Below are 19,910 nucleotides of genomic sequence, written 5' to 3' on the forward strand. Positions count from 1 at the left end.
AAAAGAAGGCCTTTTCAATTAATGAAAAGGCCTTTTTGTTTTACTGTACTATAATTTTTTTAACGTGTAGTACTTTTTTATTATTTGGATTGGAAACTTTTAAGATATAAACACCTTTTTCTCGAAGATGAATATTTTCTGTAGTTTTTCCATTTATGTTGCGTTTTTGAACTTCTTTTCCTAAAACATCATAAATTTTAAGATCTGCTTTTTCAATTTCATTATCTAGCAAAACAGAAAAATTCCCGTTAGTTGGCACCGGCCAGACTTTAAAACTGTCGGCAGTTTCTTTATTATTTTCTTTTACAGATAAGGTAGAATAGCCGCTTAGGATATTTACTTTTCTGGTCATTGTACCGCCTTCAGAATCGATTACTGTAAAGTTAAAAGAAGCTAATCCTTTGGCAGATGGAGTAAATGCAACAGTATCTGTATTTAATACGGCATTTCCGTTTACTATATCTGAAATGCTGTATGAAACACCGCTGGTAAATCCTCTGGATAGTTTTTGAATATTAATATCAATTTTATTTCCGTCTGTCGATTCGTAATGAGGCAGGGACATCCATTGTAAATAATTGTCAAGATTAGTATAACCGTCCTGATCAGCATCGGCATTTGAATCTGAGAAATCACCTGTTGCAGAGTTTACATTGGTGCCAATGATATTTTCCCACCAATTTGGCAGTCCGTCCTGATCAGTGTCCCAATCTTCATTTCTATTTACAACCGGATAATCTTCATAACCGCCAACATCTGCTTCATTATCCGGAAATCCGGGTTTGTTAGTTACGCTTCCTCTTATTGAATATGTTCCGTTTAAGGTTTCAGAGATTATTCTTTGATCGTGTTCGTCAAATTCAGGCTGAACACATCCTACATCTGAAAGAACAATTTTATAGGCATTTTTAGCTGATTGTGTAGTTACATAAGAAGGAAAAAACGGTGTGTTTACAAAATTTTCGTAAGAAACTGTTATTCCGGAAGCTTTTCTTCCTGCAGTCTGACTGCTTTCATCAAAATAGCCGGGCATTACATTCCCGTTAAAATAACATTGCTGCATTCCGGTTCCTACGCCTTCATTTTGCTGGTTAAACGCCACAAATATTTTTGATCCGGCACCAGGTTTATAATAGTTGTTTACAAAATTTACTTCTTTAGTACCGCCGTCAGTTGTTCTGCTTCCCCAATTATAAACAACATTGTTTGTAATGTCCATTTTTCCAGTATAAGCACCGCTTCCGTCAAGTCCGCCTCCTAAACTCCAGTTACGGCCGTAGCAGTGCGCTAAAAGATTATGATGAAAACTTCCAATGTCACCTCCTATGGTAGCGGCATAACCATGTTCTGTTCCGGCAGGATAATTTTGATGACCAGCGGCATTTAATGCTTCAGATATTAAGGTTCTTTGCAAAGTAATGTTTTTGCCAGAACGGGAACTGAAAGCTTCGTCGATTGTCCAGCTTATTGAGCAGTGATCTATTATACTGTGATCTGCTCCGGTTAAACCCATTCCGTCAAAAGTAGGACCGCCGCCAACACGAACACGAATATTTTGAACTACTGCATCATTTCCGGTCACGCCAAAAGGAGCTGATTTTATACAAATACCTTTTCCCGGAGCAGTCTGACCGGCAACCGTTACATAAGGCTGGCTTAAAACCAAACGTGAAGTAAGCTGAATAATTCCCGAAGTATTAAATACAATTGTTCTTGGACCAATGTCATTGGTTACGGCTTCGCGTAAACTTCCCGGACCGCTGTCGTTTAAATTGGTTACGGCAATGACTTTTCCGCCTCTTCCGCCTCGTGCAAAACGTCCGTAACCTTCTGCATCAGGAAAAGCAAGCTGTGCAGGACGAAAACGCCATAAATTGCCTTTTTCTACTGCATTGTTAGCTAAAACTTCGTCAATTCTCCAATAATAAGTTGCTCCGGTATAAAGTCCGTTAACCTGAAAAGTGGTATTGGCTAAACTTTGATTTCCTTTATATTCCGGTGATGATGTTGTGGCAGCCTCAACAGCTGCAGGATCTGTTCCAAAATAAACATTGTGCGATAAAGCATTTGCAGCAGCTGTCCATCCTAAAACCCGATTTTTTGAAGTTAATTCAATATGCTCATCGTTATGTTTTGGCGAAGGATTTGTTGCCTGATAAAAAATGTTTGGAGTATTTAATTCGAAACCATTTAAAATAAAGTTTTTTACATTTTCAGTTCCTGAAGTTTCAGCAGCAAATAAGAAAACTACATCGGTATCCGTATTTGCCTGAAATTTCAAATAGGTAGATTTAGCATCGGCTGTTTTTGTGGCTCTTACACTAGGAATTAAATTATCGACTACTAAGCTGCCGTCTATAGAAATGTCAATTGGGCTAAAGGTGTTGGTTGTTGGACTATCTACAGCATTAAAAAAAGCTAATAAAGTGTGCTGTCCGGGAGCTAGTCCTGATATTCTAAGTTCAATTTGAGCACCCAGATTAGCGGTGTTTCCTTTTACTGTGAGTCCGTCGCAGACTAATCGGGCATAATAAGGTGCCTGTATTCCGGCTTTATACCAGTTGGTTCCCAGGGCATCTCCGTTATTTCCGACTCTCGTAACCGTAAAAGTTACTCCATTTTCAGTATAAGTGCTGGTGTTTCCTGATCCTATTACCCAAGCGGTGTAATCAGGTTCGTTGACTTCGGCTTTTGGTCGGCCGGATTGGTCAAAATCAATTTTTACTACAGGGTTTTGTGCAAAAAGTGCAGTAAATGTCATTGTAAGGCAGGCTAATGCCATTACATAACGTAATTTCATAGAGCTTTTAGACATAATGTTTTTAGGTTAGTTAAGTAAAATCTAGGTTACTCTTTGTCATAAAATTATTTGTTTTCTAAATGGCTGAAAATGGTAATATTGGTTAGATATTACGTGTTGATTTAGAAATAACTCTATGATTATGAGTAATGTAAATATTGGGAATACTTAAAATAAAACTATCCTGCACTATCCTGTAAAAATGTGTTTTTTACACTTAATTGTATTTATTTTTTAGTAAAGTGTATTTTTTATCTTAATTTTTTGCTTATTTATTTTTAGAAATCAAATTGAGAGAAAAGCAGAAAAGGGTAGAGATGCAGGTATCTTGTATACAATTGGGGATGAAAAATGAAATAGAAATGGAAATGAAAAAACAGGAAATTAGAAATGAAAAATGATTTTAATTTTTAGAGATATCATTTTTAAATAAAAATCCTAATCCCATATTTTTGAGCATTTTCTTTTCAAAGTTCCAGAAGAATTTAAACTGCCCAAAAACGGTTCCAATTGCAACCAGTAAAACCTGATAAATAGGGAAAATAATTATTAAACGAATTAAGGTAAACCAGCCTGCAAAATCTTCTTTAGTAATACCCAGCCAAACGCAGAATGGTTTAGACAGCCAGGCAGAAGCTGATCCAGTGATAGCAAAAACGGTAAGTATAATAATGGCTTGTAAATTTGAGGTAATTCCCCAGCGTTTTTTTAATCTATTCATTGTTATTTGTAATGATTACAAATATAGTATATTATCTTGAAGGAACGTTACCCCAAAGCTTTTGTTTGTAAGTATTTTGAAAATAAATCATATAATTATAAATTAGATAATTTACTTCATATCCGTAATGAATGTCTGGTCTGTAGTTTATTGACATTTCGTATAAATTTGGATTATAACGCTGCGGCTGTAAGACACGATTGTTCCATTCTGTTACGTACAAATAGTTTTTATTTTCAAGGTACTGCAATGAATAATAATTTCTAGGATATGCTCTTGATGCAAGCCAGGTGCTAAAGCCGTTATCGATAATTATTACTTCATATTCAAGAGAATCATTTGCAATTCTAACCGTATCGTTTATTTTTTTTGCAGAAGTACTATCATTATTGGCAATAGTCTGCGAGGTTGTCGAACACGCAATTATAATAAGCAGAAGGATTAATATGGAAATATATTTTTTCATGACTATTCTTGAAGATTTAAAGTTACGATTTATTGAGGAAAGAGAAGTGTTATTTAACAGTTTATAAAGAGGTTTAGCAGTGTTAGAGATTTATATAATTAAAAAAGCTGTTTGGTTTACAAACAGCTTTTTAATTATTTATAAATGATACTGAAAACTCAGTATCTTAAAATCTCAAAACCTTAGCGGTTCTACTTGCTTCCAAATAATTTACCAATAAATCCTGCAATACCGCCTTTACTTTTGGTTACTACAAGAACATCGGCAACGTCTAGTTTTCCGTCGTTGTTTTGGTCAAGTCCAAATTGAACCCCATATTTTGAAATTGTATCCATAATTCCAGACGCTTGTGTACTGTTTCCAGAAATAGAATTAATTATATCTGAAATTTGAAAACTGCTGTCGTTTGGATCTTTTGCTTTGTTAACCAGCGAGCCTAAAATCTGTGGAATTAAACTTGAAGCAACACCTGATGAAGCAGTACTGCTTAAACCAAATTTTTCTCCTAAATTTCCGGATAATTGTTGTGTGATCTGCTGTACAACAGGATTTGAATTGTCTATAGGGGAATTTCCATTAAATAATCCGGCAAGTTGTTCACCTCCGCCTTCTGAAGCAATTTTTTTTAAGCCTTCAAAAATAGAACTGCTGGTTTCATTTATTACGGCTTCGTTATGTTCATTTGGGACAGCGGCATTGTTTGTAACAGCATCGCCTCCATATTGCTGTACTAATTGGGTTAATTGTTCAAACATGATTTCGATAAATTAGGGATTAGAAATCAAATTTAGTCAAAAAAAGAAAGGGATTTAGTAAACGATGTTAATAAATGTTTTTCAAATGATTTATTTATAAGTAGTTATGTTTTTTTGTTTACTTATTTGACTTTAAATAGGAATCAATAGTAAATATAGTTTTCGGTATTTTTACTCCGCACTAAGTGTTTATGTTTTCAGGATTAAATCCAGGGCAATTATTAGTTTTCTTTTTAGGAAAAACCAGTACATCATTATTAAATGTGCTTAGGTTGTAATAATAATTAGTGCAATCTTCTCCATATCTCCATACATCACTTGAACCATCATTTTTTACAGTTTCTTTAAAAGTAAAAATTGAAGACTGCTTTGGTATAAAATATTCTTTTTCGATAATAAGCGAAAATGTATTTGCTAAGATAGTTGTGCAGTATAAAATAATTGTACCTGTTAATACTATCAAAAGGATAATCCATTTATAAACAGATTTTTTTGTATCAATTTTCATAATTACAAGATTGTGCGTCAAAACTAATTAAAAAGAAAGGGATTTACTGCAAATAAGCAGTAAATCCCTTTAATAGATTTATTTGTTTTTTTTTGATATTTAACTCAACAAAGTAATAATTTGTGAAGCTAATTCAGTACCAATTCTGTCTTGTGCTTCTCCTGTCGCAGCTCCAATGTGAGGAGTTAAAGAGATTTTAGAATGCATTAAGATTGCCATTTCTGGTTTTGGCTCACTTTCAAAAACGTCTAAACCAGCGAAAGCTACTTTTCCTGAATCTAAAGCTTTTACTAAAGCTACTTCATCAATAACACCGCCGCGAGCACAGTTTACAATTCCAATACCATCTTTCATGATTGCAAGTTCTTTTTCTCCAATGATGTAACCATCTTGTGCAGGAACGTGTAATGTAATGAAATCAGCTTCTTTAAATAAAGATTCTAATGATTGAGAAACGATTGTAGTCGTGATAGACTGTCCGTCGAAAAATTCAACTTTTATGTCTACCTGAGGAATAAAGCTGTCTGCAGCGATAACTTTCATACCAAGACCAAGCGCCATTTTTGCAGTAGCTTGTCCGATACGTCCAATACCAACAATACCAAGAGTTTTTCCTCTTAATTCAACTCCGTTTGCATACGCTTTTTTCAAACCGTCAAAGTTAGAATCTCCTTCAAGAGGCATATTTCTGTTTGAATCATGTAAGAAACGAACACCAGAAAATAAGTGTCCAAATACCAATTCAGCAACAGATTCTGAAGATGAAGCTGGAGTATTAATTACATGAATTCCTTTGCTTTTAGCATAATCAACATCGATGTTATCCATACCAACACCACCACGTCCGATGATTTTGATACCAGGACAAGCGTCGATAATATCTTTACGAACTTTAGTCGCACTGCGCACTAAAATTACGTCTACATTATTTTCATTAATAAAGTTAGCTACTTGTTCCTGAGCTACTTTTGTAGTTATAACTTCAAATCCGCCTTTTTCTAAGGCTAGAATTCCACTTTTAGAAATTCCGTCATTTGCTAATACTTTCATTGTGTGTTTATTGTTTATTTGGTTAATCGTATAAAAGTTTAACTGTTTATTCGTTTAATTGTTTAATCGATGAACCAAGTATTATATTTTTTTTTGATTTAGGAGCTAATCCCGCTATTCCTTACAATCTTTTTTGTTTTTAAAGAAAAAACAAAAAAGGATTTCTACTTCTATCGGGGCTAGGTTAGTACTCAGTCTCAGTTTTCAGTCTCAGTTTGCTGAAAACTGAGACTGAAAACTGAAAACTAAACTTTAGATTCCAATGCTTTCATTACATCAACTAAAACCTGAACACTTTCGATAGGCATAGCGTTGTAAATAGAAGCTCTGTAACCACCAACAGAACGGTGTCCCGGCAATCCAGAAATTCCTGCAGCTTTCCATAAAGCGTCAAAAGTTTCAGTATGCTCAGGGTTGTTTAATAAGAAAGTAACGTTCATTTTAGAACGATCTTCTACATTAGCAGCACCTTTAAATAATGGGTTTCTGTCAATTTCAGCATAAAGTAAATCTGCTTTTGCATTGTTTAATTTTTCAACAGCTGCAATTCCGCCTTTAGCTTTAATCCATTGTAATGTCAGTAATGAAACATATACAGCAAATACAGAAGGAGTATTGTACATACTTTCTGCTTTGATATGCTTAGCATAATCTAACATACTAGGAATTGTTCTTCCGTTTTTGCCTAAGATTTCTTCTTTAACTACAACAAGAGTTGTTCCTGCAGGTCCCATATTTTTTTGAGCTCCGGCATAGATTAAATCGAATTTAGAAAAATCCAATTCACGAGAGAAAATATCAGAACTCATATCGCACACTACTGGAATGTTAGTCGATGGGAATTCCTGTATTTGAGTTCCAAAAATAGTATTGTTGCTTGTACAGTGAAAATAATCAGCATCGGCTGGTATTTCGTAACCTTTTGGAATATAAGTATAATTGTCATCTTTTGAAGAGCCTACGATAACAGTTTCTCCAAAAAGTTTAGCTTCTTTAATAGCCGCAGTTGCCCACGTTCCTGAATCTAAATAAGCTGCTTTTCCGTTTTCTTTCATTAAGTTATAAGGAGCCATCAAGAATGCAGTACTTGCACCACCTTGTAAAAACAAAGCCTGATATCCTTTTCCCTGAAGTCCTAATAATTCTAAAGCCAGCGAACGAGCTTCATCCATAACAGCCACAAAATCTTTGCTTCGGTGCGAAATTTCAAGAATAGATAATCCTGAATCATTAAAATTTAAAACTGCTTTTGATGCTTTTTCAAAAACTTCCTGAGGTAAAATACTAGGTCCTGCGCTGTAGTTGTGTTTTTTCATGGTTGTTGTTAATAGTCGAAAAATTTGTCGAAAAATTTAAAGATGCAAATTTCGGTAATAGGAGCTGAAAAAGCGATAAATAATTCGAAATAATTAAACATTTTTTTACTTTGTTGTTAACAAAAACGTTATAGTATCAACGTTATCTGCATAATCCCACAATTGAGGATTTTGGGTCTGCCCAAACGAAACACTATTTTCGATTAAATTATTGCTTACGATGCATTGAATTTGTTCTTCCTCGGCTTTAAGGCGGGATTTTAAATCTTCAAGATTTTCGTAGTATTCAAAGAAAACGCTCGAAATAGGCGAGGCGTAACTTGAATCTTCTTTTAAGGTAAGGAAACCATTATCTGTCAGCTTGAAATTACTCATTAAGAAAACCGCTTTGTTATAATCGTAATTATTAGCGTATTTTTCATAATGTATAACGTCCTGATATTTAAAAACAGCCTGAAAGAAATTTTCAAAAGAATAGTCTTTAGGAACAAAAAGTTTAGAAACATTTCGGCATCCTAAACCAAAATATCTAAAAATATCTTCACCCAAAGCTTCTAAATCTTCTTTGGTTTCTTTTCCGTTTAAAACAGCTGCCGAATTTCTGTTTTTTCGAATAATCGAAGGTTTATCTTTAAAATAATATTCAAAATAACGAGCGGTATTGTTGCTTCCGGTAGCGATTACTGTGTCGAAATTTTCCAGTTTACCTTCCACGAAAGTGATTTTATCTTTTAAACTGTCATCAACAGCGATTAAATACTTAGCTAAAAACGGCAGTAAATGCTGATCATTTGAAGAAGTTTTTATTAATGCTTTGTTTCCGGTAATTAAAACAGATAAAAAATCATGAAAACCAACTAACGGAATATTTCCCGCCAAAATCAAAGCAACAGTCTTTTCTTTTTGATTGGCGCTAAAATCATATTTAGAAATCCATTTGGCAATGTTTTCGTCTGTTAGAGCGTCTGCCCATGATTTTATGGCAAAATAAACCTGCTCCGGTGTGTACCAGCCGTTATGGGACTGTGATAAATGTATAAGTTTTTCGAAATCATCAAAAAAGATATCATTGTATAAAACGTCAGACTTTCTTGCAGAAGCACCTTCAGAAAACTGACTTAAAAATTTTCCTAATTCAACAAAAACACTTTTTTTTGTTTCTAATGTCATAATGTTTGTTTATGAATTGTTTTGATTGTAATTTTGCACAAAAATAAGCATAATTAAGTCGAAAGTCAAAAGTCATAAAGTCAAAAGCTATGCTTGTCTTTATTTTGACTTTAGAACTTTAAGACTTTTAACTCTAAGAATAATAAACGATGGCAATAATTATAACTGACGAATGCATAAACTGCGGGGCCTGCGAACCAGAATGCCCAAATACAGCAATATATGAAGGAGCGGATGACTGGAGATATAAAGACGGAACAAGTCTTTCTGGAACTGTAATTTTACCTGACGGAACTGAAGTTGATGCAGATGATGCACAAACTCCAATTTCTGATGAAATTTATTATATCGTTCCAGGAAAATGTACAGAATGTAAAGGTTTTCATGATGAACCTCAATGTGCAGCTGTATGTCCTGTTGATTGTTGTGTGCCAGATGATAACCACGTAGAAGATGACGAAACTTTGTTAAACAGACAAGCGTTTCTGCACGGTGAATAATAAATCTTTTGATTTAATGATATAGAAATCCTGAGTTTTACTCAGGATTTTTTTTACCCTGATATCAGGTATTTGTAAAAGTTAGTTTCTTGATAACGAATGTTTTATTTTTTAGGGTGTTGCTTTAATGTTAAAAAAACAATACTTTAGTTGAAAATTTAACAAGCTTATGAGGAGAAGTATACTTTTATTTTTTGTTTTGTTTAGTGTTGGTGTTTTCTCACAAAATGAAGAGTATTCTATTTTTGTGCGAGATATAGAAACGTTACTGCCTATCGAAAATGCTGCTGTTGTAATAATGAAAACCAAACAGATTTTATTAAGCAATGAAGAAGGTAAGGTAACTTTTATGCTTACGGGCGGTTCTAATGTTCAGGTCTCTCAAACAGATTATGAGGATGCGACTGTACGCTGGACATCATTAAATGGAGATCAAAAATTTGTTATTTATTTAAAGAGTAAAAACAATAAACTGGACGAAGTGGTTTTGTCTAGAGAAGATCCGGAAAAAATACTGCAGAAATTAGTTTCAAATTCTACCAAAAAAATCAGCATTTCGCATAGACAAAAAGTATATGTAAGGGAGTTTTTTATGCTCAATAATCAGTATTCGTATTATAATGACGGATTAGTTAATTTTCAGTTCGATAAAAATAATAATGCAACCACTTTGCTTGTTGAACAAAACAGGTCATATGGATTGTTGGAAACTGATATAAGTGCAGACTTGAGAGGGTATGATTTGAATAATATCATGAAAAATTATTCTGATTTTAAATATTTTGATCCGTTACTGGATTCAAAAACAAAAAAAGGATATGATTTTGTTATTAGAGGGCATGCTAAAAATAAAGATTATTATGTAATGTATGTTACACCTCTTGACAAAGCGAAGGAAGCTGTAGATAATTTTGAGATTGTGTACGATCCTGTAAAAAAGCTTATTATGGGTTTTACAATAGATATTACGCCTCAAAATCTTGATAAAATTGAAGAGAAAACAACGGTAAACTCAAAAAATATTACAAAGTCTTCTGTTAAAGTAGATTATAGATTTGACGGACAAGATTATTATCTGCTGAATTCAAATGAAGAAATTGCCTATAATCTTATGTTAAAAGAAGAGGTAAAGAAAATTCAGGTGAGAAATAGTTTTGTAACCACGAATTTTAACAGACAGAATTTTACTTATAGTGAAAGCGATGTTTTTAAAGAGAAATCACTGTTTAATAAAAAGAACAAAATCTTGACAAATTATTGGGATATTTCTGGTTTTACAGCAACTGACGAAGAAAAAGCAATTATAAACTCGTTAGAATTTAAGTTGTAATTGTAGACTTTTTTGTAAAATGTAAACTGTGAAATGTCTTTTGGATATAAAAAAATCCTGAACAATAGTTCAGGATTTTTTGTTTTAGGGTGTATGTAAATTGTATTGTCAGGCTGAGCAATTCATAAGCTTTGTGAGAAACTTAGAAATTAAATCCAAGTCTGGCATAGTAATATGCACCGCTGAAGCCCATTTGTACAGCGTCCCAATAACCTCCGGCTTCAGTATTTCCTTGTTCATCTTGTTTCGTTGGGTATACATTAAATAAGTTGTTGCTTCCAATGCTTAGTTTTAAACTTTTGCTTAATTGATAACCCAAAGTCAAATCTGTAACCAATCTTGGATTGTAAACATCATCTTCATCGGCATAATCAACTAAAACTACTTTGCTGAAACGGGTAAAAGCTAATCCTGCATCGAATTTATTTTTGGCATAATTTAAATTTAAAGCAAATTTGTTATCAGGTGCAGAGGCTAGTAAAAAGGCTTTTTCTCTTTTACCAAAGAAAGTAGCTTCGTCCAGAGGACCATTTTTTACTTTGTCAATTTTCATGTCATTTATATTTCCTACCAAAGTGGCGTTCAATTGACCAAAATCAAATGCTTTTTTCCAGGATAAAACCAAATCTAAACCATGTGTGCTTGTGTCAACTCCGTTAGCAAAAAACTGTGCTTCTGAAACGCCTAAGTTTAAAGACTCAGCATCAAAATATCCAGTAAGTACAATACGGTCTTTTACCTTAATATAGTAACCGTCGACAGTTGCAGTAAAATCTCCAAAAGAAGCTGTAAAACCTAAAGAAGCATTAACTGCTTTTTCTTCGTTTAACTTGCTGATCCCAAAAGCTCTTGTAACTTCACTGTCATTTGGAGCCAGTAAAACTTCGGTCGCACCGCTTGCGTTAAAGTTGGTGAAACGTAAATTGTAATAAATCTGCGCTAATGAAGGCGCACGGAAACCAGTACTTACAGATCCTCTTAAATTAATATGTTTGTTTATTTTTAATCTTGATGCTAATTTTCCGTTTACGGTGCTTCCAAAATCGCTGTAATTTTCAAAACGAACTGCTCCACTTACCATTAAAGCCTCTGTAATATCCAATTCTCCATCTGCATACAAAGAGAAGTTTGTACGGTTTTTATTAACCTCATTGGCAGGACTGTATCCTGGAAAACCTTGCGAACCGCCTGGTCTTGGAATTGTTGGTGACGAAGTAGGATCTGAAGGATCGTAATCAGGATTAGGAACTGTTGGCGGACTTTGAGTCGTTGGATCGGTTATTGGCTGTCCGTTTGTGTCATAAGTAGCATAAGAGCCTTCTTCGCCGGCAAAAATCTTAAACTGTTCAACTCTAAATTCGGTTCCAAATGCGATGTTGAAACCGCTAAGAACGCTGTCATAGTTTTTAGAAATGTCAAAATTAGTTGTGTTTTGAAGTAAACTGTGACCTCCAGCGTCAAATTCATGTGGAGATTTTTCCTCAAGAGAAGCATTTATAGTTCCTTTAATATCGTATTGAAATTTATTTTTTCCAAAAGTGTTGCTTAAATCAAATTTCCATCCTCCGCCAGATTCTGTTCTAATTCCTGCAGCAACCGAGTTGTCATTAATTTTTGAAGTAATTCTTGGTGTGTAACCTCCCGGATAAACTGATTCTACGACTCTTTCGCCATCATTTCTGGTAAAAGCATACGCATCAGTATCTCTAAAATTGCTTCCTCCAAAAGCATAAAATTCAGTTTTGTCAGCAATTGGAACAGCAAGATTAACAAAGAGATTAACGCCCTGCATTTCGGCATCGCCAAAACCTTTTCTAAAATCGTAGGCTGGTCTCAGGGTTTTATTTTTGTTTAAAAATTCTCCCGTAAAATTGGCATAACCGCCTTTTGTTCCTAATGCAACACCATAATTGGCGGCAACTCTTACAGAACCTCCGTCAAAATCCTGATCTTTTCCGTATGAATTTCCGTTTCCATGCTGATCTAATCTATATCCTTTTGTGTTTGGAGTTCCAGGCAGGAAATCGCCTTTTGCATTTGTGTTAAAAACTCCATACGTAACAGAACCTGTAAGTTCGTTTACATTATCATTGGTAACGATATTGATAACACCTGCAATTGCATCAGAACCGTATTGAGCTGCTGCGCCGTCACGCAGAATTTCGATTCTTTTAATAGAAGCTGCCGGAATTGCATTTAAGTCGGTACCAGTATTTCCACGTCCGCGAGTTCCAAATAAATTAATTAAAGATGATTGGTGTCTTCTTTTTCCATTAATTAAAACTAAAGTCTGGTCAGGTCCCATTCCTCTTAATGAAGCAGGATCAACGTGGTCGGCACCATCAGAACCCGATTGTTTATTGGCATTAAATGAAGGTGCTACATACTGCAGTAATTGATTGATTTCGATTTTTCCGCTTTGTGTTGTAACCTCTTTTACGTTAATAACATCAATAGGTACGGCAGAGTTTACAACGGTTCTTTTGGTATTTCTGGAACCTACTACTACAACGTCACTCAAAACCTGTCCGCCGCTTTCATCTAAAGTGATATTCATTTTATCTGAAGCTGCTTTTTCGATTGAAGCAAAACCAACATAACTGAAAATTAATACTGCTCCTTCTTTTACTTTAATTTTAAATCCTCCTTCAAAATCGGTTGAGACACCATTTGAAGTTCCTTTTTCAACAATATTAACTCCAGGAAGCGGTGAACCTGCTTTGTCTCTAACGACACCCGATACTTCTTTCTGCGCAAAAAGAAATGCTGAATTCAGCATCAATAAAAATAATGCAATCTTTTTCATGGTTATTGGTTTTTTGGTTTGTTTTTTGTTGGAAATTTTTATAAAATTACTATTATTTTACAAAAACTTTATAAAAAGTTTAAAAATTTTTAAGAATAGCCTTAAAATTATATTAATGCACATTTTTACTTCGGTTAAGAGGTATTAAATCTTATATTTGCAAAATTTTAAAGCCAAAAAATATCATTTTGGCAGAAACGAAAAATAAAAACGTAAATCATAAATCATTACAATACAATTGTTAATGACCAGACCTGATAGTTCAGTGTCGAATAAAATAAACAGAAACAAGAAATGAAAGCAGGAATTGTAGGATTGCCAAATGTTGGAAAATCAACATTATTTAATTGTTTATCTAATGCAAAAGCGCAGAGTGCGAACTTTCCATTTTGTACTATCGAACCTAATATTGGTGTTGTAAACGTTCCAGATCCAAGAATCAACAAGTTAGAGGAATTGGTAAAACCAGAACGCGTTCAAATGGCAACTGTAGATATCGTAGATATTGCAGGTTTGGTAAAAGGAGCAAGTAAAGGAGAAGGTCTTGGAAACCAGTTTTTAGGAAACATTAGAGAGTGTAATGCTATCATTCACGTTTTACGTTGTTTTGATAATGACAATATTGTACACGTTGACGGAAACGTAAACCCAATTCGTGACAAAGAAACAATTGATATCGAATTGCAGTTAAAAGATTTAGAAACAGTCGAAAAACGTTTAGAAAAAGTAAAACGTGCTGCAAAAACCGGAAATAAAGAAGCTCAGGCAGAAGAAGCATTATTAAACAGAATTAGAGAAGCTCTTTTACAGGCAAAATCTGCAAGAACAATTGTTCCTCAAAACAATGATGAAGAAGTTCTTATGGAAGCTTTCCAATTAATTACAGCAAAACCAGTTTTATACGTTTGTAACGTTGACGAAAGCTCTGCTGTAAACGGAAACAAATATGTTGATCAGGTTCGTGAATTAGTAAAAGATGAAGAAGCTGAAGTGATTGTACTTTCAGTAGGAGCAGAAGCTGATATTACAGAATTAGAAAGCTATGAAGAGCGTCAGGTTTTCCTTGAAGATATGGGATTAGAAGAGCCGGGAGCATCTGTTCTAATTCGTGCAGCTTATAAATTATTGAAACAGCAGACTTACTTTACTGCTGGTGTAAAAGAAGTTCGTGCCTGGACAATCAATATTGGAGCTACAGCACCGCAAGCAGCTGGAGTTATCCATACAGATTTTGAAAAAGGTTTCATCCGTGCAGAGGTAATTTCATACGATGATTATGTTCAGTATGGTTCTGAGGCAAAAGCAAAAGAAGCTGGAAAATTCAGAGTTGAAGGAAAAGAATATATCGTGAAAGATGGTGATGTAATGCATTTCCGTTTTAATGTTTAATCTTTTTTAGAGAGAAGAAGAAAGAACAAAGAGAATAGACTAAAACTGCTGGAGGAATTCAGCAGTTTTTTTTGTTTTTATTATTTAGGTTTTTATTGTCAGGCTGAGCGAAGTCGAAGCCCGCAAAGATTGTCGATTCTCTTTGTCGCTTTTCGTAGTGTGATTGTTTCGTTCCTCGCAATGACAAAAAATCCGTTTAAATCCGCGCTTTCGCGAAAGCGAATCAGTAGAATCCGCGTCCCATTTTGCAAACAAATTAACTGCTTAAAAATTTTTGGCTCAAAAATTGGTTAGTAAAAAATTAACCAATTACTAATCTAAAATCAACCAAATTAAAATGCTGAAAAAATCATTTAAAATTCTAGGCTGGACGCTTTTCGGAATTTTCAGTTTTCTTGCTTTGTATGTTACATCTGTTTTAATTATTTCTAAAATTACGGTCAATTCAGATATTGCGAAAGTCGAAGAACAAGATGCCGTTCCAATTTACATTCTTTCAAACGGAGTCCATACTGATATTGTTGTTCCAATAAAAAATGAGATTAAAGACTGGCGAAGTGAAATTCAATTTAATCAAACACAATCAAAAGATTCTTTAATGAATTATATCGCTTTTGGCTGGGGAGATAAAGGATTTTATCTTGAAACTCCAGAATGGGCAGATTTAAAAGCAAGCACAGCATTTAAAGCTGCGTTTGGAATCAGTTCATCGGCTGTACATGCTACATTTTTTAAGCAGTTGAGAGAAGGCGATGATTGTAAACGTATTTTAGTTTCAAAAGATGATTATCAAAAGTTAGTGAACTATATTTCAAATAGTTTTAGTGATCCAGTTCATCCCGAATGGATTCAGGGACACAGCTACGGAAAAAAAGATGCTTTTTATGAAGCCAAAGGAAGTTATAGTCTTTTTTATACCTGCAATACTTGGGCAAATAACGCGCTAAAAGCGGCGAACCAAAAAGCCAGCTTATGGACCGTTTATGATAAAGGGATTTTCTATCATTATAAATAATGTATAAATACTGTCCTCATGGGACATTCTTCAGATGTTAGTTTTTTAGTTACCAATGTTGAATCTCTACGAGATTATTTCATAATGTATATTGTTAATTCAAATTATGGAATTATAAATGTTGGTAACTAAAACATGTTTTTCACTACAGTTATTCCGCTGGGAATTAAATATTGGCAGATGGAAAAAATATAAAATTCCATTAAAAAACGAGAATTCAAGATTTTTTATTATTGCGTAAATTTGAGAGAATATCAAATTAATCAGCAGATGAAAATCAAAAATATCTTAAAAAAAATATGGTTTCTATTAAAGAATACTTTTTTAGAATTTAATGATGACAACGCTATTAAGCTCAGCGCGGCATTATCGTATTATACGATATTTGCACTGCCTCCGCTGTTAATTATTATCATTACTATTTGTGGTTTCTTTTTTGGAGAAGATGCAGTAACCGGCCAGCTGTATGGTCAAATAAACGGAATGGTAGGAAATAGTGCCGCAATTCAAATTCAGGAAGCTATAAAAAATGTGCAATTGTCTGGAGATAATATGTTTGCAACTGTGTTTGGAATCGTGATGCTGTTAATTGGAGCATCTGGGGTTTTTGCAGAAATACAAAGTTCTATTAATTTTATTTGGGGATTACGCGCCAAACCAGATAAAGGCATTAAGAAATTCATTCAGAATCGATTAATGTCCTTTTCAATGATAGCATCTGTAGGCTTTTTAATGCTGGTGAGTTTACTCGTAAATACAACATTAGATTTAGTGAGTTCGCGATTAAAAATCTACTTTCCGGAAAGTACCGTTTATTTGTTTTATGTTGTTAATGTAGTGATTGTACTGGCAAGTATAACACTTCTTTTTACTATAATTTTTAGGACTTTACCAGACGGAAAAATAAGATGGAAAGATGCTTTTATAGGATCAGGAGTTACTGCGGTACTATTTATGATCGGGAAGTTTGCGATAGGTTTTTATTTAGGAAGTTCAACTGTAGCTTCTGTTTATGGAGCGGCGGGATCTGTAATAATTATTTTGGTTTGGGTTTATTATTCGGCAATTATTCTGTATTTTGGAGCAGAATTTACTAAAGTATATGCAAAGTCTTACGGCGGTAAAATTTACCCAAATGAATATTCAGTTGAAATTCAAAAAGAAATTTTTGAAATAGAAAATAATTAAAGAACCGCAGCAGATTAAAAAAACATTTTAATCCTCTTAATCTGTGGCAAAAAACAAATACCACATATGAAAATAATTGCCTTTGGAGGAAGTAACAGTAAGCAGTCAATCAACAAACGTTTAGCGGCTTACGCGTCAAGTTTATTTGAAAATGCAGAAGTTGAGGTTTTAGATCTTAATGATTTTGCAATGCCTGTATTCAGCGTAGATCTTGAAAAAGAAATAGGTCAGCATGAAGTGGCGCAGGCATTCCTGAATAAACTTAAAAAAGCTGATATTCTGGTTGTTTCAATGGCAGAAAATAACGGAAATTATTCTGTTGCTTTCAAGAATGTTTTCGATTGGAGTTCAAGAATTGAAAAAGATGTTTTTCAGCATAAACCAATGTTATTATTAGCAACTTCTCCAGGCGGCAGAGGAGGAGCATCTGTCTTGGGAATTGCCCAAACTCTTTTTCCTCGTTATGGGGCAGAAATTAAAGGAAGTTTCTCATTACCAGTATTTGGCTCGAATTTTGATTTACAGGAAAATAAAATTTCTAACGTTGAGTTAGATAATGAACTGAAAAACATTATTAAATCAAATTTTTAAATGCCACAAAAAAAATTTGCCCTTATTTTCCTTTTATTAAATAGCATTTTTATCAATTTTACGTTTTCTCAAAAGATTAGCGAAGTCGATAAAATAGTTGCAAAATATCCTAAAAGTTTTGACAGCACCGAAAAGTTAGCAGAAAGAATCGAAAAAGATTTTGATTCAGATGCTGAGCGTGCACGCGCTATTTACGGCTGGATTGCCTTTAATATAAGATACGATTATAATGCGTATTTGAATCCGACGAGAGTGCAGGGATTTAGTTATTCTACAGAAGCAGAAAAACAGCGTAAAATCAAACAATTAAATGATAACCTCATTCAGAAAGCTTTCAAATCAAAGAAAGCAGTTTGTGAAGGTTTTACGGCTTTGTATCAGCATTTGGCTTCTCTAATGGGAATTAAATGCGAAATAATCCGCGGCGATTCTAAAATTTCAGTTAGAGATATCGGAAGAAAAACTACTTCATTCAATCATGCCTGGAATATGGTTTTGATTGATAAAAAATGGCGCTTGATTGATGTGACCTGGGGACAAGGCTATTATGACAGCAGCAAAGGCAGAATGGTAAACGATTTTAATCCCGTTTACTTTGACACAGATCCGGATTACTTTTTTGCCAAACATTTTCCGGATTCCGGAACTTATTTAGGAGAAAGATTAAGTAAAGACGATTTTCTAAACGGTCCATTGATTTACAATACCACAATCGAAAAAGATTATAAAATTAAATCACCGGACTCTGGTATAATTGAAGCCAGAAATGGAGATAAGATTACGGTAGAAATCAAAAATCTCTCAAAATCCAATCAGGTTTTTTATTTAAATAAAAAGAATCAGCCGGTTAAAGTTCAAAACCCGAAAGAAAAAAGAGGAGGGTTAGAATTTCAAATTACTATAGATAACAATATTGGAGATTATATCACTGTTTTTGCAGATACGAACAGTGTTGTTTCTTTTAAAGTAGTTTCAAAATAATTTATTTAAGGATTATACAAATTTTAATCTTTTCTGAAATTGCCGTATCTTAGCAAGAATGATTCGAATTTGAACACTATGGAAGCGACTTTTCTGAAATCGATCTTAGATAATGATTTCTATAAATTTACGATGCAGCATGCTGTAATTAAACTTTTTCCAAAAGCAAAAGTTCGTTACGGATTTATAAATCGTGGTAAACATATCTTTCCTGAAGGATTTGCAGATTTACTTCGACGTTCAGTTGATGCATTGTCTGAACTTCGTTTAACAAAAGAAGAAAAAAGTTATTTAGCTCATTATTGTCCTTATCTCGACCCAACCTATTTAGATTTTCTGCAAGGATATAGTTTTGATCCATCTGAAGTTCAAATTAGTCAGGAAGGTTCAGAAATTTCAGTAACCGTAGAAGGTTATTGGTACAGAACTATTTTATGGGAAGTTCCTTTAATGGCTTTGATTTCGGAACTTTTTTATAAATCAAATCATTTAATTCGTTTAAATGATGAAGCCATAAAAGAGCTGACAAAAGAGAAAATTGATAATTATAATAAATTAGGAGTTTCGATTTTAGAATTTGGAACAAGAAGACGTCATTCTTACGATGTTCATGATTTAGTAAATGAAACTTTAAGAACCTACGGAGGAAACAGTTTTATTGGAACCAGCAACGTACACTTTGCAATGGTTAACAATAGAAGGCCTTTGGGAACTCACGCTCATGAATGGTTTATGTTTCATGCTGCTCAATATGGTTTTCAGGTAGCGAATTTTATAAGTCTCGAAAACTGGACAAAAGTCTACGGAGGTGATCTCGGAATTGCTTTAACAGATACTTATACTACAGAAATATTTTTCAACCAATTCGATAAAAAATATTCCAAACTTTTTGACGGCGTTCGACATGACAGCGGTGATCCAATTGAGTTTGCCCAAAAAGTAATTTCTCATTATACCAAAATGGGAATTGATCCAAAATCAAAAGTTATTGTTTTTTCAGATTCACTCAATTACGATAAAGTAAAAAAGATTGTTGATTTCTGTCAGGACAAAATAAAAATGTCATTTGGAATCGGGACAAATTTCACCAACGATGTTGGACTTCCAGCTATGAATATGGTTATAAAATTAACGGATACAAAACCTGATAATATACATTGGCAAGGTGTAGTTAAACTTTCTGACGAGAAAAATAAAAACACAGGAACGCCCGAAATGATTGCTTTGGCAAAAGAAGTACTGGGAATCAAATAGTATTTTTTTTGACAAAAAAGCAGTTTTTTATAATTTTACCGCCCATTTTATTTTAAAATCAATTTAAATA

17 protein-coding genes are annotated in these 19,910 nt (G+C 33.8%); 8 read left to right on the plus strand and 9 right to left on the minus strand.

From position 1 onward, the window contains the following. Positions 1-40: 40 nt before the first annotated feature. The 8 genes from FJOH_RS12755 to FJOH_RS12790 form a co-directional block, all read right to left on the minus strand. On the minus strand, positions 41-2,800 hold the full coding sequence (locus tag FJOH_RS12755) for a T9SS type A sorting domain-containing protein (protein WP_012024522.1): 2,760 nt from the start codon (positions 2,798-2,800) through the stop codon (positions 41-43). 403 nt (positions 2,801-3,203) lie between these two features. Further along, complete coding sequence (locus FJOH_RS12760; RefSeq protein ID WP_012024523.1) at positions 3,204-3,521, minus strand: DUF6787 family protein; 318 nt, start codon at positions 3,519-3,521, stop codon at positions 3,204-3,206. A 31-nt stretch (positions 3,522-3,552) separates the two neighbouring features. Continuing rightward, the gene (locus FJOH_RS12765; RefSeq protein WP_012024524.1) at positions 3,553-3,987 is read right to left on the minus strand and encodes a DUF6146 family protein; all 435 of its coding nucleotides are present in this window, start codon (positions 3,985-3,987) and stop codon (positions 3,553-3,555) included. 191 nt (positions 3,988-4,178) lie between these two features. Then, complete coding sequence (locus FJOH_RS12770) at positions 4,179-4,742, minus strand: DUF937 domain-containing protein (RefSeq protein WP_012024525.1); 564 nt, start codon at positions 4,740-4,742, stop codon at positions 4,179-4,181. 181 nt (positions 4,743-4,923) lie between these two features. Further along, a complete protein-coding gene (locus FJOH_RS12775) occupies positions 4,924-5,250 on the minus strand; it encodes a hypothetical protein (RefSeq protein WP_012024526.1) in 327 nt (108 codons plus the stop codon). Between the two features lie 99 nt (positions 5,251-5,349). Beyond that, on the minus strand, positions 5,350-6,300 hold the full coding sequence (locus tag FJOH_RS12780; RefSeq protein ID WP_012024527.1) for a D-2-hydroxyacid dehydrogenase: 951 nt from the start codon (positions 6,298-6,300) through the stop codon (positions 5,350-5,352). Between the two features lie 245 nt (positions 6,301-6,545). Then, complete coding sequence (serC, locus tag FJOH_RS12785) at positions 6,546-7,616, minus strand: 3-phosphoserine/phosphohydroxythreonine transaminase (RefSeq protein WP_012024528.1); 1,071 nt, start codon at positions 7,614-7,616, stop codon at positions 6,546-6,548. Positions 7,617-7,721: 105 nt separating this feature from the next. Next, positions 7,722-8,786 carry an acyl-CoA reductase gene (locus FJOH_RS12790; protein ID WP_012024529.1) on the minus strand — a complete coding sequence of 355 codons (1,065 nt, stop codon included), beginning with the start codon at positions 8,784-8,786 and terminating at the stop codon, positions 7,722-7,724. A gap of 149 nt (positions 8,787-8,935) precedes the next feature. On the opposite strand from FJOH_RS12790, the gene FJOH_RS12795 reads away from it, so the two are divergent. After that, positions 8,936-9,286, plus strand: a complete 351-nt coding sequence (locus tag FJOH_RS12795) for a 4Fe-4S dicluster domain-containing protein (protein WP_012024530.1) — start codon at positions 8,936-8,938, stop codon at positions 9,284-9,286. A gap of 169 nt (positions 9,287-9,455) precedes the next feature. Beyond that, entirely contained in the window at positions 9,456-10,616 is a 1,161-nt protein-coding gene (locus FJOH_RS12800) for a hypothetical protein (protein ID WP_012024531.1), read from the plus strand. 142 nt (positions 10,617-10,758) lie between these two features. Here the strand turns inward: FJOH_RS12800 and FJOH_RS12805 are convergent, their stop codons facing one another. Next, the gene (locus tag FJOH_RS12805; RefSeq protein ID WP_012024532.1) at positions 10,759-13,422 is read right to left on the minus strand and encodes a TonB-dependent receptor; all 2,664 of its coding nucleotides are present in this window, start codon (positions 13,420-13,422) and stop codon (positions 10,759-10,761) included. Between the two features lie 294 nt (positions 13,423-13,716). Between FJOH_RS12805 and ychF the strand changes: the two genes are divergently transcribed. The 6 genes from ychF to pncB all read left to right on the plus strand — a co-directional run bounded on the left by ychF (position 13,717) and on the right by pncB (position 19,840). Further along, complete coding sequence (gene ychF, locus FJOH_RS12810) at positions 13,717-14,811, plus strand: redox-regulated ATPase YchF (RefSeq protein ID WP_012024533.1); 1,095 nt, start codon at positions 13,717-13,719, stop codon at positions 14,809-14,811. Between the two features lie 337 nt (positions 14,812-15,148). Beyond that, positions 15,149-15,826: a TIGR02117 family protein gene (locus FJOH_RS12815; RefSeq protein ID WP_012024534.1), complete on the plus strand. Its 678-nt coding sequence runs from the start codon at positions 15,149-15,151 to the stop codon at positions 15,824-15,826. 270 nt (positions 15,827-16,096) lie between these two features. Then, positions 16,097-17,014: a YihY/virulence factor BrkB family protein gene (locus FJOH_RS12820; protein ID WP_012024535.1), complete on the plus strand. Its 918-nt coding sequence runs from the start codon at positions 16,097-16,099 to the stop codon at positions 17,012-17,014. A 66-nt stretch (positions 17,015-17,080) separates the two neighbouring features. Continuing rightward, complete coding sequence (locus tag FJOH_RS12825) at positions 17,081-17,605, plus strand: NADPH-dependent FMN reductase (protein WP_012024536.1); 525 nt, start codon at positions 17,081-17,083, stop codon at positions 17,603-17,605. After that, positions 17,606-18,586 (plus strand): transglutaminase domain-containing protein, encoded by a 981-nt coding sequence (locus tag FJOH_RS12830; RefSeq protein WP_012024537.1) that lies wholly within the window; start codon positions 17,606-17,608, stop codon positions 18,584-18,586. 78 nt (positions 18,587-18,664) lie between these two features. After that, positions 18,665-19,840 (plus strand): nicotinate phosphoribosyltransferase, encoded by a 1,176-nt coding sequence (gene pncB, locus FJOH_RS12835; protein WP_012024538.1) that lies wholly within the window; start codon positions 18,665-18,667, stop codon positions 19,838-19,840. Positions 19,841-19,910 lie beyond the last annotated feature (70 nt).

The sequence above is a fragment of the Flavobacterium johnsoniae UW101 genome, from assembly GCF_000016645.1.
Classification (GTDB): Bacteria; Bacteroidota; Bacteroidia; order Flavobacteriales; family Flavobacteriaceae; genus Flavobacterium; species Flavobacterium johnsoniae.